Here is a 23253-nt window from a genome sequence, read left to right on the forward strand (position 1 = left end):
GAGTTACTACTTTTATCCCAGAGTTGAGGCTTTGCTGCTAAACAAATTCCCCTACTCGTCGCCCAACCTTTTCTAGTAAATCAGGATCATCTGCGTTAAACCACTGAATTTGAGGATATGCTTTAAACCAAGTACGCTGGCGCTTGGCAAATTGTCGTGTATGTAGAACAGTTAATTCTTTGGCTGACTCTAAAGAAATTTTACCCGCCAAATACTGGTTAATTTCTTGATATCCCAAGGTATTTAATAAAGGTAAATCAGCACCATATTTTTGAGAGAGATATTCTACCTCAGCCACTAAACCATCAGCGATCATTTGTTCGGTTCGCCTGTGAATGCGCAGCCTTAGTTTTTCCGGGTCACAATCTAGACCTATTTGCAAAATTGGGTAATCTGGGGGGTTCTCTCCTTGCTGCTGGGAAATGGGGCAACCGGTAATGTAAAATACTTCTAATGCTCGTAAAGTCCGCACAGTATCATGGGGATGAATTTTTTGGGCAGCGATCGCATCTACCTGTTTTAACATACCATATAGGCAGGTTTGTCCTAAAGATTCCAGTTGCGATCGCAATTCTGGATGTGGTGCAACCCTGGGAATTTTCATTCCTTGAACAATAGAGCGGATGTACAAACCAGTACCACCAACTAACAGTAGTGGAGACTGAGGTAGGGAAGTAATTAAACTTTGTGCTTGTTCCTGATAGTCTGCTACCGTCATAGTGTCCCTGGGGTCGCAGATATCTATTAAATAATGTGGTACTAATTTTTGTTCTGTAGATGTTGGTTTCGCCGTTCCAATATCAAATTCCCGGTACACCTGACGGGAATCAGCACTGAGGATGACAGAACCTAAACCCCCGGCTAAACTCAAAGCCAAACCTGATTTACCTGTGGCCGTCGCACCACAAATTACAATCAATTTAGTCATTTATCTTAACTTCCCATACTCACCGGTTTCTAGTCAAGCTTTTGTGATAGAATCCTAAAGTTTTTATTTTATTTTTTCTCATAGGTAGTTTCCTAGCCCTTACTAATTAAAATTCATATACTACAGATAATACACAGTGCATCTCAGTAACTGCAAATTTTGAGGCAATCAGTTCACAAAACTTATGGGGTTATATCCCCTATGTAAACTTCTCATAAAAATGGTCTACGGTCCTCATTAACCCTTTTGTGTTATAATTTTGGGGTGTTTTAACTTTTTTGTTTTTGGGCGACTTTCAACCCACGCATCAGGAGAATTTTCATGACGAGCAGTTACAGTGCCGATCAGATTCAAGTTCTGGAAGGTCTGGAAGCCGTCCGCAAACGGCCAGGGATGTACATCGGGACTACAGGGCCGCGAGGACTCCACCATTTAGTTTATGAGGTGGTAGATAACTCTATTGATGAAGCTTTGGCGGGTCACTGTACCCATATAGAAGTGGATATCAATGCTGATGGTTCCGTGACCGTCACAGATGATGGTCGGGGTATTCCCACCGACACTCACTCGCGCACGGGGAAATCTGCTTTGGAAACTGTGTTAACCGTACTACACGCTGGGGGTAAGTTTGGGGGTGGTGGTTACAAGGTATCTGGGGGATTACACGGCGTGGGGATTTCCGTAGTTAACGCCCTGTCGGAACTAGTAGAAGTGACTGTTTGGCGGGATTATAAGGTTCATGTCCAGCGCTATGAAAGAGGTCTACCAGTTACTGAACTACAAGTAAAGCCTGAAAAAGATGGCAGAACCGGGACTTCTGTCAAATTTAAGCCAGATTACCAAATCTTTACTACTGGTATTGAGTTTGATTACATGACTTTAGCAGGTCGCCTGCGGGAACTGGCCTATCTAAATGCAGGTGTCAAAATTACCTTTAGCGACCATCGCCTGGAACTGCTCAAAAGCGATACACCCAGGGTAGAAACCTACGAATACAAGGGTGGAATTAAAGAGTATGTTGGTTATTTGAACCGCGAGAAGCAACCACTACACGAAGAAATTATTTATGTGCATGGAGAACGCAATAATGTACAAGTAGAAGTTTCTTTACAGTGGTGTACTGATGCTTACACAGACAATGTGCTGGGGTTTGCTAATAATATTCGCACCGTTGATGGTGGTACTCACTTAGAAGGGTTAAAGGCGGTTCTGACTCGCACTTTAAATGCCATCGCTCGCAAGCGCAATAAAATTAAAGAGAATGAATCTAACCTCAGTGGTGAACACGTGCGGGAAGGTTTGACAGCAGTAATTTCTGTGAAAGTCCCCGACCCAGAATTTGAAGGACAAACTAAAACCAAACTGGGTAATACTGAAGTTCGTGGGATTGTTGATTCTTTGGTGGGAGAAGTCCTCAGTGAGTATTTAGAATTTCATCCGGGAATCGCTGACTCGATTTTAGATAAAGCTATTCAAGCCTTTAAAGCGGCCGAAGCAGCTCGTCATGCGCGGGAGTTAGTGCGGCGCAAATCTGTTCTGGAATCTTCACCCTTACCAGGTAAATTAGCAGATTGCAGTTCTCGTGACCCAGCAGAGTCGGAAATCTTTATCGTGGAGGGCGACTCAGCAGGTGGGAGTGCTAAACAAGGACGCGATCGCCGTACCCAAGCCATCCTCCCCCTTCGTGGTAAAATCCTCAATATCGAGAAGACAGACGACGCTAAAATCTATAAAAATAACGAAGTCCAAGCATTAATTACAGCCCTGGGTTTAGGGGTAAAAGGTGACGAATTTGACGCTTCCCAACTGCGTTATCATCGCATTGTGATTATGACTGATGCTGATGTTGATGGGGCGCACATCCGTACACTATTGTTAACTTTCTTTTATCGATATCAGCGATCGCTCATTGAACAGGGTTTTATATATATTGCTTGTCCACCACTATTTAAATTAGAACGGGGACGCAATCATGAGTATTGCTATAGCGATCGGGAATTACAACAAAAAATTGCTCAATTCCCCAGCAACGCTAACTATACCATCCAACGTTTCAAAGGTTTGGGTGAAATGATGCCTCAACAACTCTGGGACACGACCATGAACCCAGAAACCAGGAAAATGAAGCAGGTGGAAATTGAAGACGCTGCGGAAGCTGATCGCATTTTTACAATTTTAATGGGCGATCGCGTCGCACCCAGACGGGAATTCATCGAAACCTATGCTTCTAAACTCAATCTCACGGATTTAGATATCTAAGTACTTAGATATCTAAATACCTTGATATAGCGTTGATAACGAAAATGGCGAAAAACCTGATTGTTCATAAAAATATCGCGGTCAGCGGGAAACTCAGCGGTTTTAGCCCTGAGAGGGAAAACTAGGCTTAGACTTTAGCCGACTGCGTAGACGCTGTTTGACGACCGTATCTCAGTGTCTTTACACCATCAGAGTGTCAAATAGTTTATCGGGTAATTCTGCCATCAGATTTCCCCGATACTTAGACCACAAGCTAAAACTCAAGTAATTTTATCAATAGTAATACTCCCTGCTTAAAATTTCCCCGTCGAACCAAAAACGGGGAAATTTTCTTGGTGATTTCTTGTCTGGTCAAATTGTTTGATATAATACATCAAGATAAAATTAGCATAACTATAATTTTTTCAATGGTACAAAGATCACAAAAACAAATTTTTGTCAAGTATATGCCAACTAGATTGTATTGGCACTTTAGTCAGAGTCAAAAGCATCGATATCTATAGTCATCCTATTTGACTTGAGAAATTATGAGTGAGGAAAGGGAACAGGGAACAGGGAACAGGGAACAGAAATTGTTCATGAATCATTTAGGATTGCTATAAATCTAAGTTATGGGTGAAATTCACCCACAAGTTAGAAAAGCATTTGTTATGCTTGAATAGCAAAGCTTAATTTCTTCTACCCAGCGGAATTAGCTCAATATCTTAAAGATTAAATATCGCGTAATCACAACATTGTCCCTAGAGTAAGAGTATTAGATTTAACAATGTTATGACTTACAGCCACGCCGCCGGTGGGTGATCAACCAATAATCTGACTGTTTTATGTTGGGAATTCTGACTGCTTATACCTTCTTGGGATTGCCGGGGTGATGTCTATGATATTACCGGTATAATTTAGAGATTAGTCTACTTAAGTCTAAAATCTGTAATTTTAACTGTTAAAATTCCTCTGAATTGATTAAAATATCGGTGTATACAATAAGAACAGTTTGTCAACTATCATAAGGTAGAAATCTCGGCAGTGCGCTAATGTGTGAATAAGACGAATCAGTCAAATCTCAACTGTTGGTCATTTTGCTGATGACACCACAGCCTTAACTCCCTAGTTGAGGCATTTGGCAGAGCTAAAGTTCCGTGTCTGAAGACAAGCATGATGATTCTGACTGTATTTACGGCGCCAGAAGCTCCGTGCAAATCTAAAAATTGAGTTGTTTATGAAGGAAATGTAAAAATGGGTGCATTAGTATTTCTCGCTTAAGTTAAGATTAACAAAACGGCTGCTATGTAGTTAATGTTGCATATCATACTTAAATGTATGTAATAGCGGGTGTAGTTTCCTTTGAATGTAAACATAACGCCAGTAGAAGGGAGAAAGTTAAAAATTTCAGGGTATGACTACCATTTCTAATATAGTCATCCTATTTGACTTGAGAAATTATGAGTGAGGAAAGGGAACACACCGGAACAGAAATTGTTCATGAATCATTTAGGATTGCTATATCTTTTAGTTATTAGCGGCTTGACTTTCCACAATTGCATCATGATTAACACACAAAAAGAGTGCAATTTTTGTGAAACACGCTACAATCGGAAAAGTCTTTATCAGAAAATATGCCAACATTCATATTACACTCATATTTTGGTTATATGGAGTGGTAGGTTTTTGGGATCAAGACAAATCTTTGTTTAAACTTGGTTAAAAGTTGTATGTCATAGCAACACATATGATTTCTAACTAAAATGAGCAAGTCAGTAATATGACTTTCTACAGATCATCAAACAGTCCTCTCACAGAGGAGAAAAACTTCCGGGAAGTCAGCCTAAAAACCTATTTTCGGTAGTGAAATAGCTCGGTTAATAGAGCAGTAAACACATCTTGAGTAATTGATTCTGCAAGGAGCATGAGGAACGCGGCATGAACCAGGCTAACAACGTACTCGAAAGCATTTATCAGCCTGACCTAGAAATAACAAATCAGCCTGAGCTCGAGTTAGAACTCTTAGTCGAAGAAGAAGAAGAAGAAGAGGACTTGCTGATTAATGATGATGGCGAAGATGAGTTTTTAGAGCCTCAGTCTGATGAGGACGACATAAAGTCTGGAAAAGCCGCTAAATCACGTCGTCGGACACAAAGCAAGAAAAAGCACTACACTGAAGACTCTATTCGCCTTTATTTGCAAGAAATTGGCCGGATTCGCCTATTGCGGGCAGATGAGGAAATCGAATTGGCGCGGAAAATCGCTGATTTACTGGAATTGGAAAGGGTGCGGGATAGACTGCAAGAGCAGTTAGAACGGGAACCTGAATATCGGGAATGGGCAGAAGCTGTACAATTGCCATTGCCAGCATTTCGTTATCGCCTGCATATTGGTCGCCGGGCAAAAGATAAAATGGTGCAATCGAACCTGCGCCTTGTAGTCTCAATTGCCAAGAAATACATGAATCGTGGTTTGTCTTTCCAAGACTTAATTCAAGAAGGTAGTCTTGGTTTGATTCGCGCCGCAGAAAAGTTTGACCACGAAAAAGGTTATAAGTTTTCTACATACGCTACATGGTGGATTCGTCAAGCTATTACCCGGGCGATCGCTGATCAATCCCGTACTATCCGCCTACCGGTTCATCTCTACGAAACCATTTCCCGGATTAAGAAAACTACCAAGTTGCTATCTCAAGAAATGGGTCGCAAACCCACTGAAGAAGAAATCGCTACTCGCATGGAAATGACCATCGAGAAGTTGCGGTTTATTGCCAAATCTGCCCAGTTACCCATTTCACTAGAAACCCCTATCGGTAAAGAAGAAGATTCTCGATTGGGCGACTTTATTGAATCCGATGGTGAAACTCCAGAAGATCAGGTTTCCAAAAATCTGCTGCGTGAAGACCTAGAAAAAGTCCTTGATAGTCTCAGCCCTCGTGAACGTGATGTACTCCGACTCCGCTATGGTTTAGATGACGGTCGCATGAAGACTCTAGAGGAAATTGGGCAGATTTTCAACGTCACCCGGGAACGGATTCGTCAAATTGAGGCTAAAGCACTCCGTAAGTTACGTCATCCCAATCGCAATAGTGTTCTTAAGGAATATATTCGCTAGTCATTAGTTTGACCAAAGGAGTGGGATACACAGCAACGTCCTTCTAGGACGGCTTTCGTCCGTCCTGCATAGCTCTTGCTGTTTAGCGTCCACTATAGTAGAGTCTAAAATAGTCGGCATGGGGCATCGGCACGACTTTAAATGGGCGAGGAGCGACTGTAAGACTACTTCGGCAGCTTGCAGTAGGTCAATAATGCAAAAATGAACCACAAATAAAAAAACCTGGTAATGCCAGGTTTTTTTATTGATTTTTTTTATCTACCTATTTCTGTATATCAAACTTACAGAATACCCCAAAAATGAAGGAAGCCTTGACCAGAAAACAACTCAATCAGGGCAGCTGCTAAAAACCCAATCATCGCCAAGCGACCATTCCAGATTTCCGCCTGGGGTGTAAAGCCCCAACGCCAAGCGTTGCGATCTTCAGTTACGGGGGCATTAACGTTTGTTGCGTTTGTCATGGTTGGCACTCCTAACTATATATTATTGCCTTATGTAAAATAATATAACAAATAGTTGAGAAATACAACATTTATTTATGATTTGTTGCGATATCTTGACTTAGGTATTTATTGCTGATAGCGCTAGAAAAGCATCTATCACTGGGTAGATATGCAAAAATTACAACTATTTTACACAAATATTAAGATTTATTCTCAATAAATATATGATTAATTGGGTGATTTGCCCACAAAAATACCGATATTACCGATTATTTTGGGAATACTAGCCGGCAAATTATATTGATTAATAGTAAAGTTTATGATTTATGACGCTAAAAACCCCACACATAGAAGCTGCGTGAGGTTCCCATAGTTCTCAATTACTGTATGCCGATTACAGTCCGACTAGCATCACCGTGATCACTCTTTCATCCCGGTGCATGTCAAGAATGCTTTCACCCTGACCATCTCTACCCAAAATGGGCACAGTCTCTACTCTAATGCGTACAACACGCTCTTTATTAGTCACCAGTGCCACCTCAGCAGAGGCGATCGCCCTAACCATCCCAACTAAATGATCCGTTTTAGTGGCAAATTTCAGGGCTTGTGTGCCTAAATTACCCCGATCAGCTCGTTTTAAATCACTCACAGGTAGCCGTTTGGCATATCCCTCTTCAGTCACCAGCAACAGGTGATCCTCCCCAGGCACAGTAACACAGCCTACCATGTGTTGATGTTTTAACAGCCGGAATGCTTGCAACCCCATAGCAGTCCGCCCCATAAGAGGAAGTTGTTGATCATCAGCAGCAAACTTTAACAAGCGTCCGCCAGAACTAGCTAAAATGAGATTGTCCTGGGCAGTAGTTAACTGGGTCAACAACAACTCATCATCTTCTTTGAGCTTCAAAATCGTAATTCCCCGACGGGTGAGATTGGTAAATTCTCCCAAAGATAGGCGCTTAATTCGTCCTTGCTTTGTCAGCACAACCATCTGCCTAGTTTGAGAATTTTCTGGTAAGAGGACACGACTAACCACCGCTTCCTGAGCACTTTGAGCCGTACTACTGAGCATAGTAATCAGTGGTGTTCCCCGGGGAGAACGTCCAGTCGTAGGGGGAATATCTCCCACAATCATAGGGTAGAGTTTGCCACCACTAGTAATTAGTAGTAACTCCTGATCTGTTGTAGTTAACTCCGTTTGGGTGATGAAGTCATGATCCGCTAGACCATTTTCGGCTTTCGATTTTTTCCCTGATGGCTGCAGTCTACGCACATATCCCCGGTGGCTGAATTCTAACACCACTTCTTCTGGTGGTTCAGAAGATGGTAAACTTTCGGGAGCCACTTTGTTTGAGCCTAAATAGCCTAAATATAATTTATCTTTACTTTCGGCTCCCTTGTTTTGAGGTAACTCTTGACTAGTGTGGGCTAAAAGCCTAGTCCGTCGGGGATTGTTATATTTGCGCTTGAGCGATCGCAAGTCTTTTTTCAGTCTTTTGAGTAGTTCTTGGCGATCGCTAAGTAATCTTTGCAATACAGCGATTTCTCCGCTGAGTTCCTCAAACTCTCGCTGTAAATTAGAGCGTTCTAAACTCGTGAGGCGGCGTAATGGCATAGACAGAATAGCATCCCCTTGCTCCTCACTCAAATCCAGACGGCTACAAAGGTTGATTTTAGCAGTACTACCATCAGCAGCTTGGCGTAAAATTTCAATTAATTGATCCAGTTGAGATAATGCTTTGAGCAACCCCGACACCAGATGCAGCCTACTTTGTGCCTTACCCAACTCATAACTATAGCGACGGTTGAGGGTTTGTTCCCGGAATTTCAAAAACTCCTGCAAAATCTGGCGTAAACTTAACTGGCGCGGTTGTCCATCCACCAATGCTAAGAGAATCGCCCCAAAATTACTTTGCAAGGCGGTTTGGTGATACAAGTTTTGCAGAACTTCTTGGGGGTTGATATCACGTTTGAGTTCAATCACTACCCGCATCCCTTCGCGATCGCTCTCGTCCCGCAGATCAGAAATTCCTTGTAGGCGACCGTGATTAACTAAATCTGCTACTTTCTCAATCCAGCCAGCCTTATTCACTTGATAAGGTAATTCAGTAATAATAATTGCTGTGCGCCGCTTACTACCCCTAGTCGGTGCAATTTCCTCCGTCTTGGCCACTCCTCGCAGTACAATTCCACCCTTACCAGTAGAATATGCGTCTCGAATCCCTGAGTTACCGACTATTTCGCCACCGGTGGGGAAGTCCGGACCAGGAATCACCTCCCATAGTTTTTCATCTGACAAATCCGGCTGGTCAATTAAGGCAATCAAGCCATCAACTAATTCTCCCAAGTTGTGGGGAGGAATATTTGTGGCCATACCCACAGCAATACCAGAACAGCCATTGAGCAACAGAAAAGGCAATTGAGCCGGGAGTACCGTAGGTTCCTGTTGGGAATTATCAAAGTTGCCGATAAATTCCACAGTTTCATCACCAATTTCTGCCAACATCCCCTCATGGCTGATGGGTGCAAGACGCGTTTCTGTGTAGCGCATGGCTGCTGGTGGGTCATTATCGACGCTGCCAAAGTTACCATGTCCTGACAATAGGGGATAGCGGCTGGAAAATTCCTGAACTAACCTGACTAAGGCATCATAAACTGCTTGGTCACCGTGGGGATGGTATTTACCCAGCACATCTCCCACCACACGGGCGCACTTACGATAGGGTCTATCTGGGGTTAGACCTAGTTCATGCATGGCATATAAAATCCGCCTGTGCACTGGTTTTAAGCCATCACGCACGTCCGGTAAAGCCCGCCCTACAATCACACTCATGGCATATTCTAGGTAAGACCGCTGCATCTCTGTATGCAGGGCTGTTGTGATTACCTGTCCCTTTGGGAGAAGGTTTAACTGTTTTGCCATGAGTTTTTTCCCTGAAATTTAATTACACAAACGTCGCTTGGATTCAACACTGCACGCAATAAGCAGCATAACGGATGACATGGGGTTCATAACACAATTTTGATGGTAGTTTATCATAGCGATTAAAATCCTCAGTGCCTTGCTCCTATGTCTCAAGCCAGTGGTGCTCACAGGATAAATCTTAGTAGTATTATCCTTGATGTTGGGGTAGCAATTTTATCAGTCATATCCGTTGATAGTAACTTTTTAGATTGGGGATTTTGGTTCACTTCCGCTGCTTATCGGCAGAATAAATCTCACATCTCCCGTATGCCAAGGTTACACTTAATCTCAAATCCTTTGGCTACTTTCAGCACAATTGTCTAAAATTCTCATGAAAACCGTTTTAATTGTTGAAGACGACCTGATTAATGCTCGCGTTTTTTCCAAAATTTTGACTAAGCGGGGTGGCTTGAATGTCAAACATACAGAAAATGTGGAAGAAGTCATCAAAATTGCCCACTCAGGAGAAGCAGACCTGATTTTAATGGATGTCTCCCTCTCGAGAAGCGTTTATCAAGGTCAGTCTGTTGATGGGATCAAAATTACCCAAATCTTGAAATCTCACCCAAAAACCGCCAATTTACCGGTAATTTTGGTAACAGCCCATGCCATGGAAGGCGATCGCGAGAATTTTCTGCACCAGAGCGGTGCTGATGGCTACATCTCTAAGCCAGTTGTGGATCATCAACAGTTTGTTGAACAAATTATGGCACTTCTCCCTACAGATATCCACTAATAAATGTTGATTCTATCAAAACATAGTGGGAACGTGAGAACCCCTACGCTAAAGCGTAGGGATGAAACGCAACTCAACAGGATTTATCCTGTGGTATCCTTAACAAAAAGGTTTTAACAGGTATTAACAAAGTATTTTTGTGCAGTTAAAATAAAAAAAAGCATCCACAAACATGGTGAAAAACCCGTTCATATGCTCCCATTCAGTAGCCACACAGCTAAGTATGACATTAGACCCAGGTGAGTAGGGGAGCTTTGACACTTCCAAGACGAGTTGATTTATTTAAGTGATTAAGTAAATCATATCGTAAACTTTGGGTAGCAAGGCTTGGGCAGGGGTAGGAACATCAGTTTAGAATCCCCTGTGTTTCAACCAGGGGAGATGTCAATCTCAATCACGAATCAGCTACTAGGTAGTTAGTTTTCTTGTGGCTGTAGAGCCGCTTGAATCGGTGGTAATGCTAAGAATTTTTCAGCATCAGATAGTAATCTCTCACCCCAGAGGTTTTTCTTCAGGAAATCTAAATCACCATAGCGCTGATCGATGCGGAGTGCTGCTTCTCCCATGGACAGGGCTGGTTCGCGTTGTCCTTGATTATACAGCGCCACTGCTAATGCTAATTGCGGTTCTGCCGCTTGTTTGTCTATTTTAACCGAAGCTCGCCATTGCTGTATCGCCGTTTCAATCTCCCCCTGTTCGTATTTGATTAAGCCAATATTATTAATCGCCGGCCAGAATTTTTGATTTTTAGATAGGGATTTATTGTACTGGTCGATCGCTTCTGGTAATCGACCTAACATATAGTAAGCATTCCCCAAATCAAACCATCCTTCTGCGCTTTCGGGTTTCAACTGCAAACCCTTTTGGTAATGTGTCGCAGCAGCTTGGTAATTTTGCTGTTGGAAATTAACCGAACCCAAAGCAAACACAATGTCAGGATTTCGCGGATTAAGAGATTGGGCTTTTTCCAATGCTGCGATGGCCGGTTCAAAATTTCTCGATTGTAAATGTAAACTACCTAACAGAACCCAAACCTTATCATTATTAGCAGCCAGTTGAGTAGCCAATCTCGCCCGTGGTAAAGCCAAGTCAAACTGCCCAAACTGTCCGAGTTGAACTGCTTCTTGTGCTAAAGCCAACCCTTGTTGTTCTAATTTTTCCGCATCTAGCTGCAATGCATGAGGTATCAGTGCCTGTGCGTGAGATGCCCTAGGCATACTCCACAAACTACAGATCACCAGAAGGGAAATTAATCGAATATGTTTAGGCACACTAACGCCTCCTAGCCGTAAATCAAGGAATCTTTCAGCTAGCTTAAACGATCTATGCTTGATCAGAAAGACAAACCGGACTTTCACAAGATATTATAGCGGATTTCAGTTAACATTCCCCGGCAGCGGGAGTGTTAATAGACCAGATCATCAACAGCCACAAAATTACTTACTTCAGCCGAAGACATAAACAAAGACTAAAATGTAATATAAAGAAAGATTAAGCAAATATCAGGGTAAATCCTAGTTGGGTTATTTACCTGAGGGACAGATGTTGACAATTGTCTCAAAATATGATTGGAATTTTGACAATTAATCAGGTGATTAAGACTAAGTGATATTAGTAGGCTATTCTTATTTATGGTTACGCAAGTAGAAGTTCCCTTCCTGGGCAAAAAAGTTAAACATCCATTCCGCTGGGCAATTGGGTTAATAGCAGTGGGTTCTTTAGCAGTGGGTACAACTATTACCTATAATCTGATCAATCGAACTACTGAACAAGACATTACTCAATTAACTGTCCCTGTAGAAGCACAAAATGTGACTTTGCGAATTGCAGCCAGTGGTAAGGTAGTGCCAGTTCAAACTGTGAATATTAGTCCCAAAAACCCCGGTGTGCTGGCGCAATTATATGTAGAACAAGGCGATCGCGTCGAACAAGGGCAAATTCTGGCGCGGATGGATGTGGGTGATATCCCGGCGCAAATCCTGCAATACCGCGCTAATTTAGCCCAAGCACAGGCGCAGTTAGATCAAGCCCGTGCGGGGAGTCGTTCTCAGGAAATTGCCCAAGCCCAAGCCCGTTTAGCCCAAGCCCAGGCGCAGTTAAATCAAGCCCGTGCAGGGAATCGTTCTCAGGAAATTGCCCAAGCTCAAGCCCAGGTAGATTCAGCCCAAGCTCTGGTAAATCTTACACAATCACGGGTAACCAGATACGGGGAATTACTGAAGCAAGGGGCAATTGCTCAAGACCAATTAGAACAATATGTTACCGACCACCAAAGGGCAAAAGCAGCTTTAGCAGAAGCACAAAAACGCTTGTCACTATTGGAAAGTGGTAGCCGCAATGAAGAAATTGCGGTCAGGGAAGCCGCAGTCACCGAGGCCAAAGCCGCATTGGTTCTACTAGAAAAGGGTAGTCGTCCGGAGGAAATTGCTCAACGTCAAGCCGCAGTCAAAGCAGCTGAAGCTCAAGTTAAAGCAGCAGAAGTGCGCTTACAAGATAGTGTGATTCGTGCGCCGTTCTCCGGTATTGTCACTCAGAAATACGCTAACGTGGGCGCTTTTGTCACTCCCACAACTTCGGCTTCTACTAGTGCATCGGCAACTTCTAGTTCTATTGTGGCAGTTGCACGGGGTTTAGAAGTACTCGCTCAAATCCCAGAGGTGGATCTTGGCAGAATTGAACAGCGACAGCAAGTAGAAATTGTGGCTGATGCTTATCCAGATCAAGTTTTCCAAGGTCATGTGCGCTTAATCGCCCCCGAAGCGGTGGTAGAACAAGGTGTAACATCTTTTCAGGTGCGGGTGGCGCTGGATACGGGTACAGAAAAACTGCGCTCTGGTTTAAATGTGGATTTGACTTTCTTGGGCGATCGCATTAGTGATGCTTTAGTCTTACCAACAGTAGCAATTGTGACGGAAAATGGTCAAACAGGGGTATTAGTAGCAGATGAGAAAAATCAACCCAGTTTCACTCAGGTGACCATCGGGGCGCAAATCGCTGACCAAACTCAAATTTTACAGGGAGTAAAACAAGGCGATCGCGTGTTTGTCAACCCACCACCAGACTACAACAAGAGGGGGAATAACCAATGAATTTCCTAGAAAGTATCCAAATGGCCGGTAAAACCCTACTGTCTAATAAGTTGCGTAGCGCCCTAACTATGCTGGGGATTGTCATCGGGAATGCTTCAGTAATTACCATGATGGGAATCGGCGAAGGTGGACAAAGGTTTATTAACCAAGGATTAGAATCTTTAGGTCCGAATGTATTATTTGTAATCCCAGGTAATCGCGCCACTCAGCGCATATCTAGGGATGTCCCCAAAACTTTAGTTTATGAAGATGCAAAGGCGATCGCCAATCAAGTACCAACGGTAGCAGGAGTTGCAGGGGAGTTGAATAGTCGGGAGGTAGTCACACACCGTAACCAAAACACTAACGTCAATATCATTGGTACTACTCCCTCGTTTTTGACGGTTCGTGACTTTGAAACTGCGATGGGGCGATTTTTTACAGACCTAGATATGAGACGCAATAACCAAGTTGTGGTTCTAGGTGCGGAGTTAGCAGAAAGACTATTTGGGAATAGGAACCCCGTTGGTGAACAGTTGCGGATTAAAAATGCCAGTTTTCAAGTCATTGGGGTACTGGAAGGTAAAGGCTCAAATCTAGGTGTGAATTACGACGAAGCCGCGGTAATCCCACTCATGACTATGGCTAACAGAATTGTGGGGCGCACTTCTCCCTATGGATTAGAGTTAACTTATCTTGTGGTTTCGGCTAAAAATGCCGAGAGTGTGGATGCAGCTAAGTTTCAAATTACTAATTTACTGCGTTTGCGGCACAAAATTACTGGGGAGGATGATTTCACTATCAATACCCAAAAGGATGCTTTACAAATTGTCGGTCAAATTACCGGCGCATTAACTATTATGCTGGCTGCGATCGCTAGTATATCTTTATTTGTGGGTGGTATTGGCATTATGAATATTATGCTAGTTTCAGTTACCGAACGCACCCAAGAAATCGGACTGAGAAAGGCAATCGGTGCTACCCAACAAGATATTTTAGTTCAGTTTATGATTGAAGCTGTGATTGTTTCGGTTATGGGTGGTGTGGTTGGGACTGCAATCGGTGTCAGCGGTATTCTACTAGTAGCAGCAGTCACCCCCTTAGAAGCCGCAATTTCTCCGGGTGCAATTGCAACAGTTGTTCTGGTCTCCGGTGGTGTTGGTTTATTTTTTGGTGTAGTTCCGGCCCGTCGTGCGGCTCAACTTGACCCCATTGTGGCTTTAAGAAGTGCTTAAGGTCTTTCCTGTGTTCCCTGTTCCCTGTTCCCTTCCCATAACCTATACCCTGTTCCTGTGTTCCTGTGTTCCCTGTTCCCTTCCCATAACCTATACCCTGTTCCTGTGTTCCCTGTTCCCTGTTCCCTTCCCATAACCTATACCCTGTTCCCTGTTCCCTGTTCCCTGTTCCCTTCCTATGAAAAATACTATTGCAATTACCGATAATCTTGGTGTTCATCCCCCAACCCCATCAGCAATTATTCGCCTAGAAAATATCTTTAAAATTTACGGGAGTGGAGAAACGGAAGTTAGAGCACTCAATCATGTGAATTTGACCATCAATGAGGGGGAATATTGCTCAATTATGGGTCCCTCTGGTTCTGGTAAATCCACAGCTATGAATATTATTGGCTGTTTGGATCGCCCTACTACGGGACATTACTATTTAGATGGCCTGGATGTAGCAACCATGAATGATGGTGAGTTGGCAAAAATTCGGAATATCAAACTGGGGTTTGTGTTCCAACAGTTCCATTTATTACCCCAACTCACAGCATTAGAAAACGTCATGTTACCAATGGCATATGCTGGTGTCAACCCCAGGGAAAGAGGCGATCGCGCCAGGGAAGCATTAATCAAGGTTGGTTTAGAAAAACGCCTGAATAACAAACCCACTCAATTATCAGGGGGACAGCAGCAACGGGTGGCGATCGCCCGTGCTATTGTCAATCGTCCCGTTGTCTTGCTAGCTGATGAACCCACCGGTGCGCTGGATTCTCAAACTACCCAGGAAGTTTTAGATATTTTCACCGAATTAAATCACAGTGGAATTACCGTGATTATGGTCACCCATGAGTCAGAGGTGGCGCGTCAAACCCAGCGGATTATTTGGTTTCGTGATGGCGCTGTGGTTCACAACCATTTGACCCCAGAGGATTTAACCGCAGTAACTATGTCTTAGATTCAGGATATACAGCAGTGTACAGGGGGAAGGGGCGATCGCCCAGATAAATCAACCGTCAAGTTTTGTTTTTTTAAAATCGACACAGTGTACCTCATTGTTACGCAAAGTGCTGTACATATATTGTATAAGAGAGAGTAAATATTAAGTAGGGTGTATTACGGCTGTGCAAAGATTTGGAAGTTTGAGAGATGAGAATTAACCCTTACGCCCCACATTTATCACAGGCAATTTTGACAACGAAAATAGAATATTTTACAATATAGTTGGACAACTTATTAAAAATGGGGAAAAACAATGACCATTATTACAATAGATGATGAACTAATTAATGAGATTGTCGCAGTTAGTCACTATGAAAATGCCCAGGAAGCAGTCATTAAAATACTATCCAATTACTTACAGCAACAAAAAAAAGAACTGCCTTTATTTGAGCGATTACGTTTTATAGATGATGAATCTGCCGAAGATGATATCGCCTCGTTATTTGAACGTGATAGAGACACAGGTAGGAACTTTGAAATATGACTTATCTAATTGACACTTGTATAATGTCTGAGTTTTTTAAAAAAGTTCCCAACCCCCAAGTTAGTCAATGGTTTAATCAACAATCAATTGAACAGCTATTTTTAAGTAGTGTTACCATCGCTGAAATAAAAAAAGGGATTTATAAAATCCAAAACTCACAGATGGAACGATATCAAAAACTAAAAATATGGCTGCAAAAAGTAGAAAGGGAATTTTCTTCTCAGATTTTACCGATAAATGATGAGATTTTAGATAGTTGGGCAAAATTTTCTGCAAATGCAGAATTGCAAGGTAAAAAGTTAGCTGTAATGGATAGTCTGATTGCCGCGACAGCGCATCATCATCAGTTGATTTTAGTTACCCGCAATGTTGATGATTTTCAAATGACACCAGTTAAAATCATCAATCCTTTTTGATTGAATTTTATCATTTTCATCAAGTTTATTAACCCATATAGCAATCCTAAATGATTTAAAGGAGGATAAAATTATTCCTCAGTTATCGCCAAGGCGCTATGAATAGTGGAATGATCAATATTTTCCCCAGCCATTAAGTCTGCTGCTTCTGCTAAAAGTTGTTGTTGTTCTGCTTGAATCACTTCTAAACGTTTAGAGATTTGAGCTAATCGCTGATGTTTATTGTTATCGAAAGTTTCAGAGTTTATAGGTAAATTTTTTACCGTATTATCTAATTTAGAATCTCTCACTGATTGAAGAGCAAAACCTGTAAATTTAGTCAAAGAAACAAAGCTAACTTTAATCACAGACCAAATTAATTTAACTGGAATTTGGAGTAACGACCAACTAGCTGTTTCAATCAGGCGGACAATGACTTTAACAATGCTCCCAATCAAAGCGATCGCAAACAGCAAAATCACTATAGTGACAATCGGGTGACTACCAGCCCAGCCCAACACATGAAGGAACCGCAAAAATCCAGGGTGTTGAGTCAGCCAATTATTTACAGAATCAGTCACAACAGTTTGCAATGCTGATGATGTAGTATTTTTGATTTGTTCAGCACTTTGCAAAGTTTCGTCTACAGAGTCCTTAACCTTTTGGAAAGTATTAATAACTGTATCAACTACTTCACCTGTCTGTTTACTTGCTGTTGCTTTTAAAGACTCACTAAACTGCTGTTTTGAATTAGCTATTGAGTCAACACCTTGGTTAAGCACATTTTTAGTTGCTTTCCAACGTTCTGCAATTTCTGGAGATAAATTTATTAGGTATTGGCGCGATCGCACCCGGACGATTTCCCCCGCTGCAAGGTCAGTCACTGGCTTTCCGTAGCCTCCACGTGCTGTTATACAAAAAAAGCGAGAAAATTCTCGCTATAACCAACAGAAGAATATTATACCTCTTTTGGTAAGTCTTATGTTCTCCCCGACTAAGTATTTTATACAGACACTAAAAGGGACGGGAATATAACCTTAGATCGTCAATGCGATCGCGCCATAGATTCACAATCAGGTCAACTACATCAAGGAATAAACTCACCATCAAGTCAACCAGTCCGGGGAATAAATTCCCCGTCTGAAAGCAAAAATCCTCTCAAGAGGATTGATGAAAATATTCAACAGTCTAGAACTCCGATAACTTCTAGCAGTTCCTGGGGATGGTTAATTAAAATAGATGGTTCTTGTTTAGCTAAAGCTTCTGGAGAATTAAAACCCCAAGTCACCGCAATAACTTTAATATTGGCTTTTTTTGAAGCTTCTATATCCCTGGTTTCGTCCCCCACATAAATTACTGTTGTAGGGTCGAGTTTTTTCTGTTTTAATACATTATTAATTATAGTTGTCTTGCCAAAGATTGTCACCCCTGAATAAATAAACTCAAACAAGTGATTTAATTGGTTGTTGCTCAGAAATGCTGTGACGTTTTCTGGGGAATTAGATGTAATGATTCCCAGTCTATAACCTTGACTATGCAGTGCTACTAAAACTTCAGAAATACCCGGTATAGGTTTTAATTCGGGGATTTTTGCTTTTAATTCCCCCTTAACTTTTTTGAGAAGGAAGGGAATTTTCAACATAGAGACACCAGAGTATTTAATAATTTCCCTAGAGGTAAAATTTCTCAGCAGGGCTAAATCCTCTGGAGTAATTTGGATATAACCAAACTCTCCAGCTAAACGATTGGCAATAGTCACCAGAGCATCTACTGTATCCGCAATCGTACCATCAAAATCAAAAATAATTACTTTGTGGGTCATTCTTTAGGTGGGGATGCATCAAGATTAGCACGAGCATTTCTCCTGAACATTTCTGGCTTAATTCGCCGCAAGGCTGAAGCAGGAAAGCGTTTTTCCCACTCTTGGTGGGATATATTGGCTAATTCTACCAGATGGGGGGCAACATTCCCAGGATAAGGCTGAAAATCAGCTACATCTGTTGTTTGCGCAAACCGCTGATTCCACGGACACACATCTTGGCAAATATCGCAACCCGCAACCCAGCCCTGTAAATTGGCTGATATGGTTTCTGGTAATGTTTCAGAGCGATTTTCAATGGTATGATAGGCTATGCACCGATTGGCATCCACCACAAAGGGTTGGGTAATTGCACCTGTGGGACAGGCTTCTAAGCAACGAGTACAGCTACCACAGTGTTCTGTGTGTGGGCGATCGCTCTCTAGTTCTAGATTGGTCAATATCTCCCCTAAAAATACCCAAGATCCATATTCCCTAGTGATGACATTACCATTTTTACCAATCCAACCGATCCCCCCTCGCTGCGCCCAGAGTTTATCTTGTACAGGGCCTGTATCTGCATAATATCTGGCTTGAATACTTGTGTCGAGGGATTGCAACCAACTAGTCAAAGCCTTGAGCTTTTTATGCATGACCCTATGATAGTCTCTACCCCAGCCATAACGGGAGATTTTACCATATTCTTTACCTTCAGGACGTTGATCTGGTGTGTAGTAGTTGAGAGCGACACATACAAGCGATCGCACTTCTGGCATAACTAAGGTAATATCTTGACGCTTAGGGTTATTCATCCATTCCATATCGGCGTGATAACCCAGATTTACCCATGTTTGTAACCTCTGGACGTTTGTATCATCTACCCCATTGACAGCAGTAATCCCCACCTTGTGAAATCCCAACTCTCTGGCTTTAGCTTTAACTACACTGCTGCTAGTTACAGAATATTGATCCATTTTCCTTTGTTCAACATTTCTTAATATACCTATATCTAAAAATTATTTGATTTTTGTTAAGAAACCATCCATTATGTAAATTAAGGGGTCATCAAAAAACCCACCTGATTACCTAGCTTCTTCTTGATGAGCAGACACTATTAACCCAGCAATCCATGGCGCAAAGCACTTACTGCGGCTTGGGTGCGGTCATCAGCACCCAGCTTACTCAAAATACTTCTGATATGACTTTTGACAGTTCCCAGGTTAATATCAAGTTGTTGTGCAATCATGTCATTAGTACAACCGTCCACTATGAGGCGTAATACTTGTATTTCCCTGGCTGAGAGGTTACGAGCCGCGGTATTGTTCTTCTCACCCTGAGAATCTGGTAAAATATTGTACTCATCTGGTCGTAATTGGGTATTTGCTTGTGCTGCTTGTAAGACAATCCTGGCGATCGCCGGATCAATCCAACAATTGCCCTGATAAGTGTTCCGTAGCGCTACCATTAAAGTATAAAAGTCAACATACTTCGTACAATAAGAGTTTGCGCCCGCAGCAAAAGCAGCCATTACAGATTCTGGATGATTGTCAACCGTGAGAATCAGCACTTTTGTATGTAAATTTTCTCCAGGAGAGAGAGCTTTCAACTCTTGTGTGAGTTGAATACCATCCTTGTCTGGTAAACCAATATCAATAATCGCAATATCTGGTTGTACCTTTTTTAACATTTCCAGACCTGTCACCGCATTTGCAGCTTCTCCTACAACTTCAATTTCCGCCCTTTGTTCTAAAAGTCTCCTAATCCCCAGACGAATCAGTTCATGATCTTCAATGATCGCAATACGCATTTTACAAATCTTATTCATATTCAAATTAGGGAGTATAGTGTACAACTTTACCTTAAAAATAGATATTTCTTTAGTAAAGAACTTTCATATTATTCTGGCCTTCACAACATAATTTTTTTTGCTCAATGAAAAAAAAATTTGATAGACTAACGGTCGAAATCATCCCCTGTAATTCCTATTGAAAATTAGGCTATGTTGCAACCGCCTCAAGAGTTTTCGGTACTGGGAATACCAGTTCATATTGTGAGCAATTATCCGGGCTGGCTCCTGGAATCCCTACGACAGAGCAGAGGTGCTCATGTGGTCACCCTGAATGCAGAAATGACTATGCAAGCACGAAAGAATCCGACCCTGGCCCAAGCCGTTAAAAATGCCGACCTAGTAATTCCAGATGGTGCGGGGGTAGTCCTGTATTTGCGGTGGCTTATGTGGCAAAAAGTGCAGCGTTTTCCGGGGATTGAACTAGCAGAAAACCTGCTGCAAGAACTGGGACAACAGCAAACAGATACAAAAATTTTTTTCTATGGTGGCGCTCCCCAAGTAGTTGTCAAAGCCAAGGAATTTTGGCAGCTAAAAATCCCCAGCTTAAACGTAGTAGGTACTCATTCTGGCTACCATACCTTAGAAGAAGAACAGCAATTAAAACAAACCCTCAGACAATTGCAGCCACAAGTAATTTTTGTAGGTTTGGGAGTCCCACGTCAAGAGTTATGGATTGCCCAAAATCGTCATTTGTGTCCCCAAGCAATTTGGATTGGTGTTGGTGGTAGCTTCGATATTTGGTCAGGGAGCAAAACTCGCGCTCCTGCTTGGTTGGCAAATAATAACTTAGAATGGCTATATCGCCTATATCAAGAACCTTGGCGTTGGCGGCGGATGTTGGCTTTGCCGGAATTTGCCCTGAAAGCTTTGATTTATCGAGTAACTGCAAGGGGTGGAATATAGGATTAAGCTAATTTTCCAGAGGAAGAAACGGTAACCTGAGACTTGCTAGATAGAGGGCGCAAAGGTTTCACTGGACTGGATGCTAGAGCTTGTAAACCATCTAAAGCCTGTAAACTATCTAAAACCGCATCTTTGATCACTGTTTCTTGCTCCTGACTGAGTAATAGCTGTAAGCACTGAATGACTTCTTGCTGTACCTTGCGATCAACTCCGTGATGAGCGATAATTTTAGTTATTTGCCGTATGGTAATTAAACGCTGCAATGGGTCTTCTACTGTTAAATTAACTAACAACTGATCAAGGTTGTTTTGCTGTTGTGTTCCATAAAAACTGAGGATTTGCCACATCAGTAAAACTAAAGTTAATAAGGTTGCTAAACCTTGGACAATAGCACCGGTCGCAATCCAAGAACTTTTAGAGTCAACCCAGATAGCAGCAGCCATGTATGTGGTAACAGTGGCAATACCTCCACTACCTACCGCTAAGGCAAAACGAGAATTGGAACTATTTAATAACCGCCACAGCTGGGATAAGTGTAATTGCCAGTCCCATTTTTGCATTGAGTAAACTAATAACATTACCCCAACCCCAACTACAAGGGCTAAGAGCAGTTTCCAGTTCCACAACAGCATGGCCAGAACAATTGTCAGAAAGCCCAGAATACCCCCCGGACCGGAAAATACCTGGAAACTTAGTTGCTTGTAGCTGCTTGTTTTCAACTCTCCAGGTAACCATTGCAGTATCTGTGTAATTACTTTAATAAAAAATGAAGCCTTTGCCATAGTCTTGATCTAGTGTATAAAAAATTGTCTAATATTAAGACGGCTATCAAAAAAATAGCACAGGACGCATAAAAATCATTTATGACGGTGGCCAGAGGTTTAAATTTACTGGCTGAGTGATCATTAAAATTGTAGTCTGTCTCGGTTCAATAGGCCAGCGATCCGATTATTACATAACTCTAATCAATACTTATGTTTCAACCACAGGGATTTGAGCAACGCTCCATAATGACCTCACTGGGTAAGATGGTTTATTATACTGCCACTAGCTCACCTTGGCAGAATGGAACTGCAACAGATGAGCAGGAAACTTTAGTTTTCTTACATGGCTTTGGTGGTGGTTCTTCTGCTTATGAGTGGTCAAAGGTTTATCCGGCTTTTGCGGCTGAGTATCGCATTCTAGCACCGGATTTAATCGGTTGGGGTAGGTCTGAGCATCCAGCCCGAAACTATATGATTGATGATTATCTGACGACGATTCGGGAGTTTTTACAGCAAACTTGTACAGGACCTGTGAGGGTGATCGCTTCTTCCCTGACTGCGGCTTTCACAATTCGAGTGGCGATCGCCCATCCCGATTTATTTCGGTCTTTAATTCTAGTGACACCGGCGGGACTCTCAGATTTTGGTCAAGACTACTCTCGCAGTATTTTTGCCCAGGTAGTTAGTGTTCCCATGATTGATCGCTTACTTTATAGCACTGGAATTGCTACAAGTGCAGGGATTCGCAACTTTTTAGAACAAAGGCAATTTGCCCAGTCTCATCGCATTTACGAGGAAATTGTCGAAGCTTATCTGGAATCTGCCCAACAACCAAATGCTGAATATGCAGCCCTGTCTTTTGTCCGTGGTGACTTATGTTTTGATTTGTCCCTTTATATTCAACAGTTGACGACTCCTACTGGGATTATTTGGGGGCAAAAATCCCAATTCACAGGACCTGAAATTGGTCGTCGTCTGGCCCAGAAGAATCCCCAAGCTATCAGAGTATTTCAGCCCTTAGAAAATGTGGGATTAACGCCCCAGTTAGAAGTACCCGCGGTGACTATTGGATTAATTCGGCGGTTTTTCACTTTGTTGAATTAGTTCCTACAGCACCTAGCACCGAATCTGAAGTACAGATTGAATGATACAACTTTTGTGGGGTGGGCATCTTGCCGGCTTTTGTACCTACTCAGATGAAACCTGCTGTATTATCTGCTATATAAATCCTAGACAAGTCTAGACATTTATTTCTTACTTCAATGGGAGCATGGGAGCGGTTATCCCTCAGTAAGCTTTCAAGGTTTAGCCAACCTCGATAAGTTAATTGCTGCGTTTAAATCCCT

Annotated in this window: 19 protein-coding genes and 1 pseudogene; 11 read left to right on the forward strand and 9 right to left on the reverse strand. The window is 42.3% G+C overall.

Features of this window, described 5'->3' with window-relative positions; genetic code table 11:
* Positions 1-37: 37 nt before the first annotated feature.
* On the reverse strand, positions 38-928 hold the full coding sequence (gene miaA, locus NWP21_RS10975; protein ID WP_280792717.1) for a tRNA (adenosine(37)-N6)-dimethylallyltransferase MiaA: 891 nt from the start codon (positions 926-928) through the stop codon (positions 38-40).
* A gap of 321 nt (positions 929-1249) precedes the next feature.
* Between miaA and gyrB the strand changes: the two genes are divergently transcribed.
* Both gyrB and rpoD read left to right on the forward strand, forming a co-directional pair.
* Positions 1250-3187 (forward strand): DNA topoisomerase (ATP-hydrolyzing) subunit B, encoded by a 1938-nt coding sequence (gene gyrB, locus NWP21_RS10980; protein ID WP_271731804.1) that lies wholly within the window; start codon positions 1250-1252, stop codon positions 3185-3187.
* A gap of 1917 nt (positions 3188-5104) precedes the next feature.
* Positions 5105-6280, forward strand: a complete 1176-nt coding sequence (gene rpoD, locus NWP21_RS10985; protein WP_280792718.1) for an RNA polymerase sigma factor RpoD — start codon at positions 5105-5107, stop codon at positions 6278-6280.
* 281 nt (positions 6281-6561) lie between these two features.
* On the opposite strand, the gene NWP21_RS10990 is transcribed toward rpoD, so the two are convergent.
* A complete protein-coding gene (locus tag NWP21_RS10990) occupies positions 6562-6741 on the reverse strand; it encodes a chlorophyll a/b-binding protein (RefSeq protein ID WP_200987555.1) in 180 nt (59 codons plus the stop codon).
* 376 nt (positions 6742-7117) lie between these two features.
* On the reverse strand, positions 7118-9646 hold the full coding sequence (locus NWP21_RS10995) for a DNA topoisomerase (ATP-hydrolyzing) (RefSeq protein WP_280792719.1): 2529 nt from the start codon (positions 9644-9646) through the stop codon (positions 7118-7120).
* Between the two features lie 147 nt (positions 9647-9793).
* Here NWP21_RS10995 and NWP21_RS11000 point away from each other — a divergent pair, with 147 nt between their 5' ends.
* Together NWP21_RS11000 and NWP21_RS11005 are read left to right on the forward strand one after the other, a co-directional pair.
* Positions 9794-10012 carry a hypothetical protein gene (locus NWP21_RS11000; RefSeq protein WP_280792720.1) on the forward strand — a complete coding sequence of 73 codons (219 nt, stop codon included), beginning with the start codon at positions 9794-9796 and terminating at the stop codon, positions 10010-10012.
* Positions 10013-10019: 7 nt separating this feature from the next.
* Positions 10020-10424 carry a response regulator gene (locus tag NWP21_RS11005; protein ID WP_271731800.1) on the forward strand — a complete coding sequence of 135 codons (405 nt, stop codon included), beginning with the start codon at positions 10020-10022 and terminating at the stop codon, positions 10422-10424.
* Positions 10425-10840: 416 nt separating this feature from the next.
* On the opposite strand, the gene NWP21_RS11010 is transcribed toward NWP21_RS11005, so the two are convergent.
* Complete coding sequence (locus tag NWP21_RS11010) at positions 10841-11695, reverse strand: tetratricopeptide repeat protein (protein WP_280792721.1); 855 nt, start codon at positions 11693-11695, stop codon at positions 10841-10843.
* Between the two features lie 360 nt (positions 11696-12055).
* Between NWP21_RS11010 and NWP21_RS11015 the strand changes: the two genes are divergently transcribed.
* The 5 genes from NWP21_RS11015 to NWP21_RS11035 all read left to right on the forward strand — a co-directional run bounded on the left by NWP21_RS11015 (position 12056) and on the right by NWP21_RS11035 (position 16614).
* Positions 12056-13513 (forward strand): efflux RND transporter periplasmic adaptor subunit, encoded by a 1458-nt coding sequence (locus NWP21_RS11015; RefSeq protein WP_280792722.1) that lies wholly within the window; start codon positions 12056-12058, stop codon positions 13511-13513.
* Positions 13510-14727 carry an ABC transporter permease gene (locus NWP21_RS11020; RefSeq protein ID WP_280792723.1) on the forward strand — a complete coding sequence of 406 codons (1218 nt, stop codon included), beginning with the start codon at positions 13510-13512 and terminating at the stop codon, positions 14725-14727. Before NWP21_RS11015 ends, NWP21_RS11020 begins: the two co-directional genes overlap by 4 nt.
* Positions 14728-14905: 178 nt before the next feature.
* Positions 14906-15670: an ABC transporter ATP-binding protein gene (locus NWP21_RS11025; protein ID WP_280792724.1), complete on the forward strand. Its 765-nt coding sequence runs from the start codon at positions 14906-14908 to the stop codon at positions 15668-15670.
* A 297-nt stretch (positions 15671-15967) separates the two neighbouring features.
* Positions 15968-16198, forward strand: a complete 231-nt coding sequence (locus tag NWP21_RS11030) for a type II toxin-antitoxin system VapB family antitoxin (protein ID WP_280792725.1) — start codon at positions 15968-15970, stop codon at positions 16196-16198.
* Positions 16195-16614, forward strand: coding sequence for a type II toxin-antitoxin system VapC family toxin (locus NWP21_RS11035; RefSeq protein ID WP_280792726.1), 420 nt, complete (start codon positions 16195-16197; stop codon positions 16612-16614). Before NWP21_RS11030 ends, NWP21_RS11035 begins: the two co-directional genes overlap by 4 nt.
* A gap of 71 nt (positions 16615-16685) precedes the next feature.
* Here the strand turns inward: NWP21_RS11035 and NWP21_RS11040 are convergent, their stop codons facing one another.
* The 4 genes and pseudogenes from NWP21_RS11040 to NWP21_RS11055 form a co-directional block, all read right to left on the reverse strand.
* Positions 16686-17477 (reverse strand): hypothetical protein, encoded by a 792-nt coding sequence (locus NWP21_RS11040; RefSeq protein ID WP_280792727.1) that lies wholly within the window; start codon positions 17475-17477, stop codon positions 16686-16688.
* Positions 17478-17773: 296 nt separating this feature from the next.
* A complete protein-coding gene (locus tag NWP21_RS11045; protein WP_280792728.1) occupies positions 17774-18415 on the reverse strand; it encodes an HAD-IA family hydrolase in 642 nt (213 codons plus the stop codon).
* Positions 18390-19365: pseudogene (gene queG, locus NWP21_RS11050) on the reverse strand (tRNA epoxyqueuosine(34) reductase QueG). The gene NWP21_RS11045 and the pseudogene queG overlap by 26 nt, the downstream one beginning before the upstream one ends.
* A 140-nt stretch (positions 19366-19505) precedes the next feature.
* A complete protein-coding gene (locus tag NWP21_RS11055) occupies positions 19506-20207 on the reverse strand; it encodes a response regulator transcription factor (protein ID WP_280792734.1) in 702 nt (233 codons plus the stop codon).
* Between the two features lie 183 nt (positions 20208-20390).
* Here NWP21_RS11055 and NWP21_RS11060 point away from each other — a divergent pair, with 183 nt between their 5' ends.
* A complete protein-coding gene (locus NWP21_RS11060; protein ID WP_280792729.1) occupies positions 20391-21143 on the forward strand; it encodes a WecB/TagA/CpsF family glycosyltransferase in 753 nt (250 codons plus the stop codon).
* Between the two features lie 2 nt (positions 21144-21145).
* Here the strand turns inward: NWP21_RS11060 and NWP21_RS11065 are convergent, their stop codons facing one another.
* A complete protein-coding gene (locus tag NWP21_RS11065; protein ID WP_280792730.1) occupies positions 21146-21925 on the reverse strand; it encodes an armadillo-type fold-containing protein in 780 nt (259 codons plus the stop codon).
* Between the two features lie 192 nt (positions 21926-22117).
* On the opposite strand from NWP21_RS11065, the gene NWP21_RS11070 reads away from it, so the two are divergent.
* Positions 22118-23011, forward strand: coding sequence for an alpha/beta hydrolase (locus NWP21_RS11070; protein ID WP_280792731.1), 894 nt, complete (start codon positions 22118-22120; stop codon positions 23009-23011).
* The last annotated feature ends 242 nt before the right edge of the window (positions 23012-23253 follow it).

The organism is Anabaenopsis sp. FSS-46 (assembly GCF_029891665.1).
Classification (GTDB): Bacteria; Cyanobacteriota; Cyanobacteriia; order Cyanobacteriales; family Nostocaceae; genus Anabaenopsis; species Anabaenopsis arnoldii.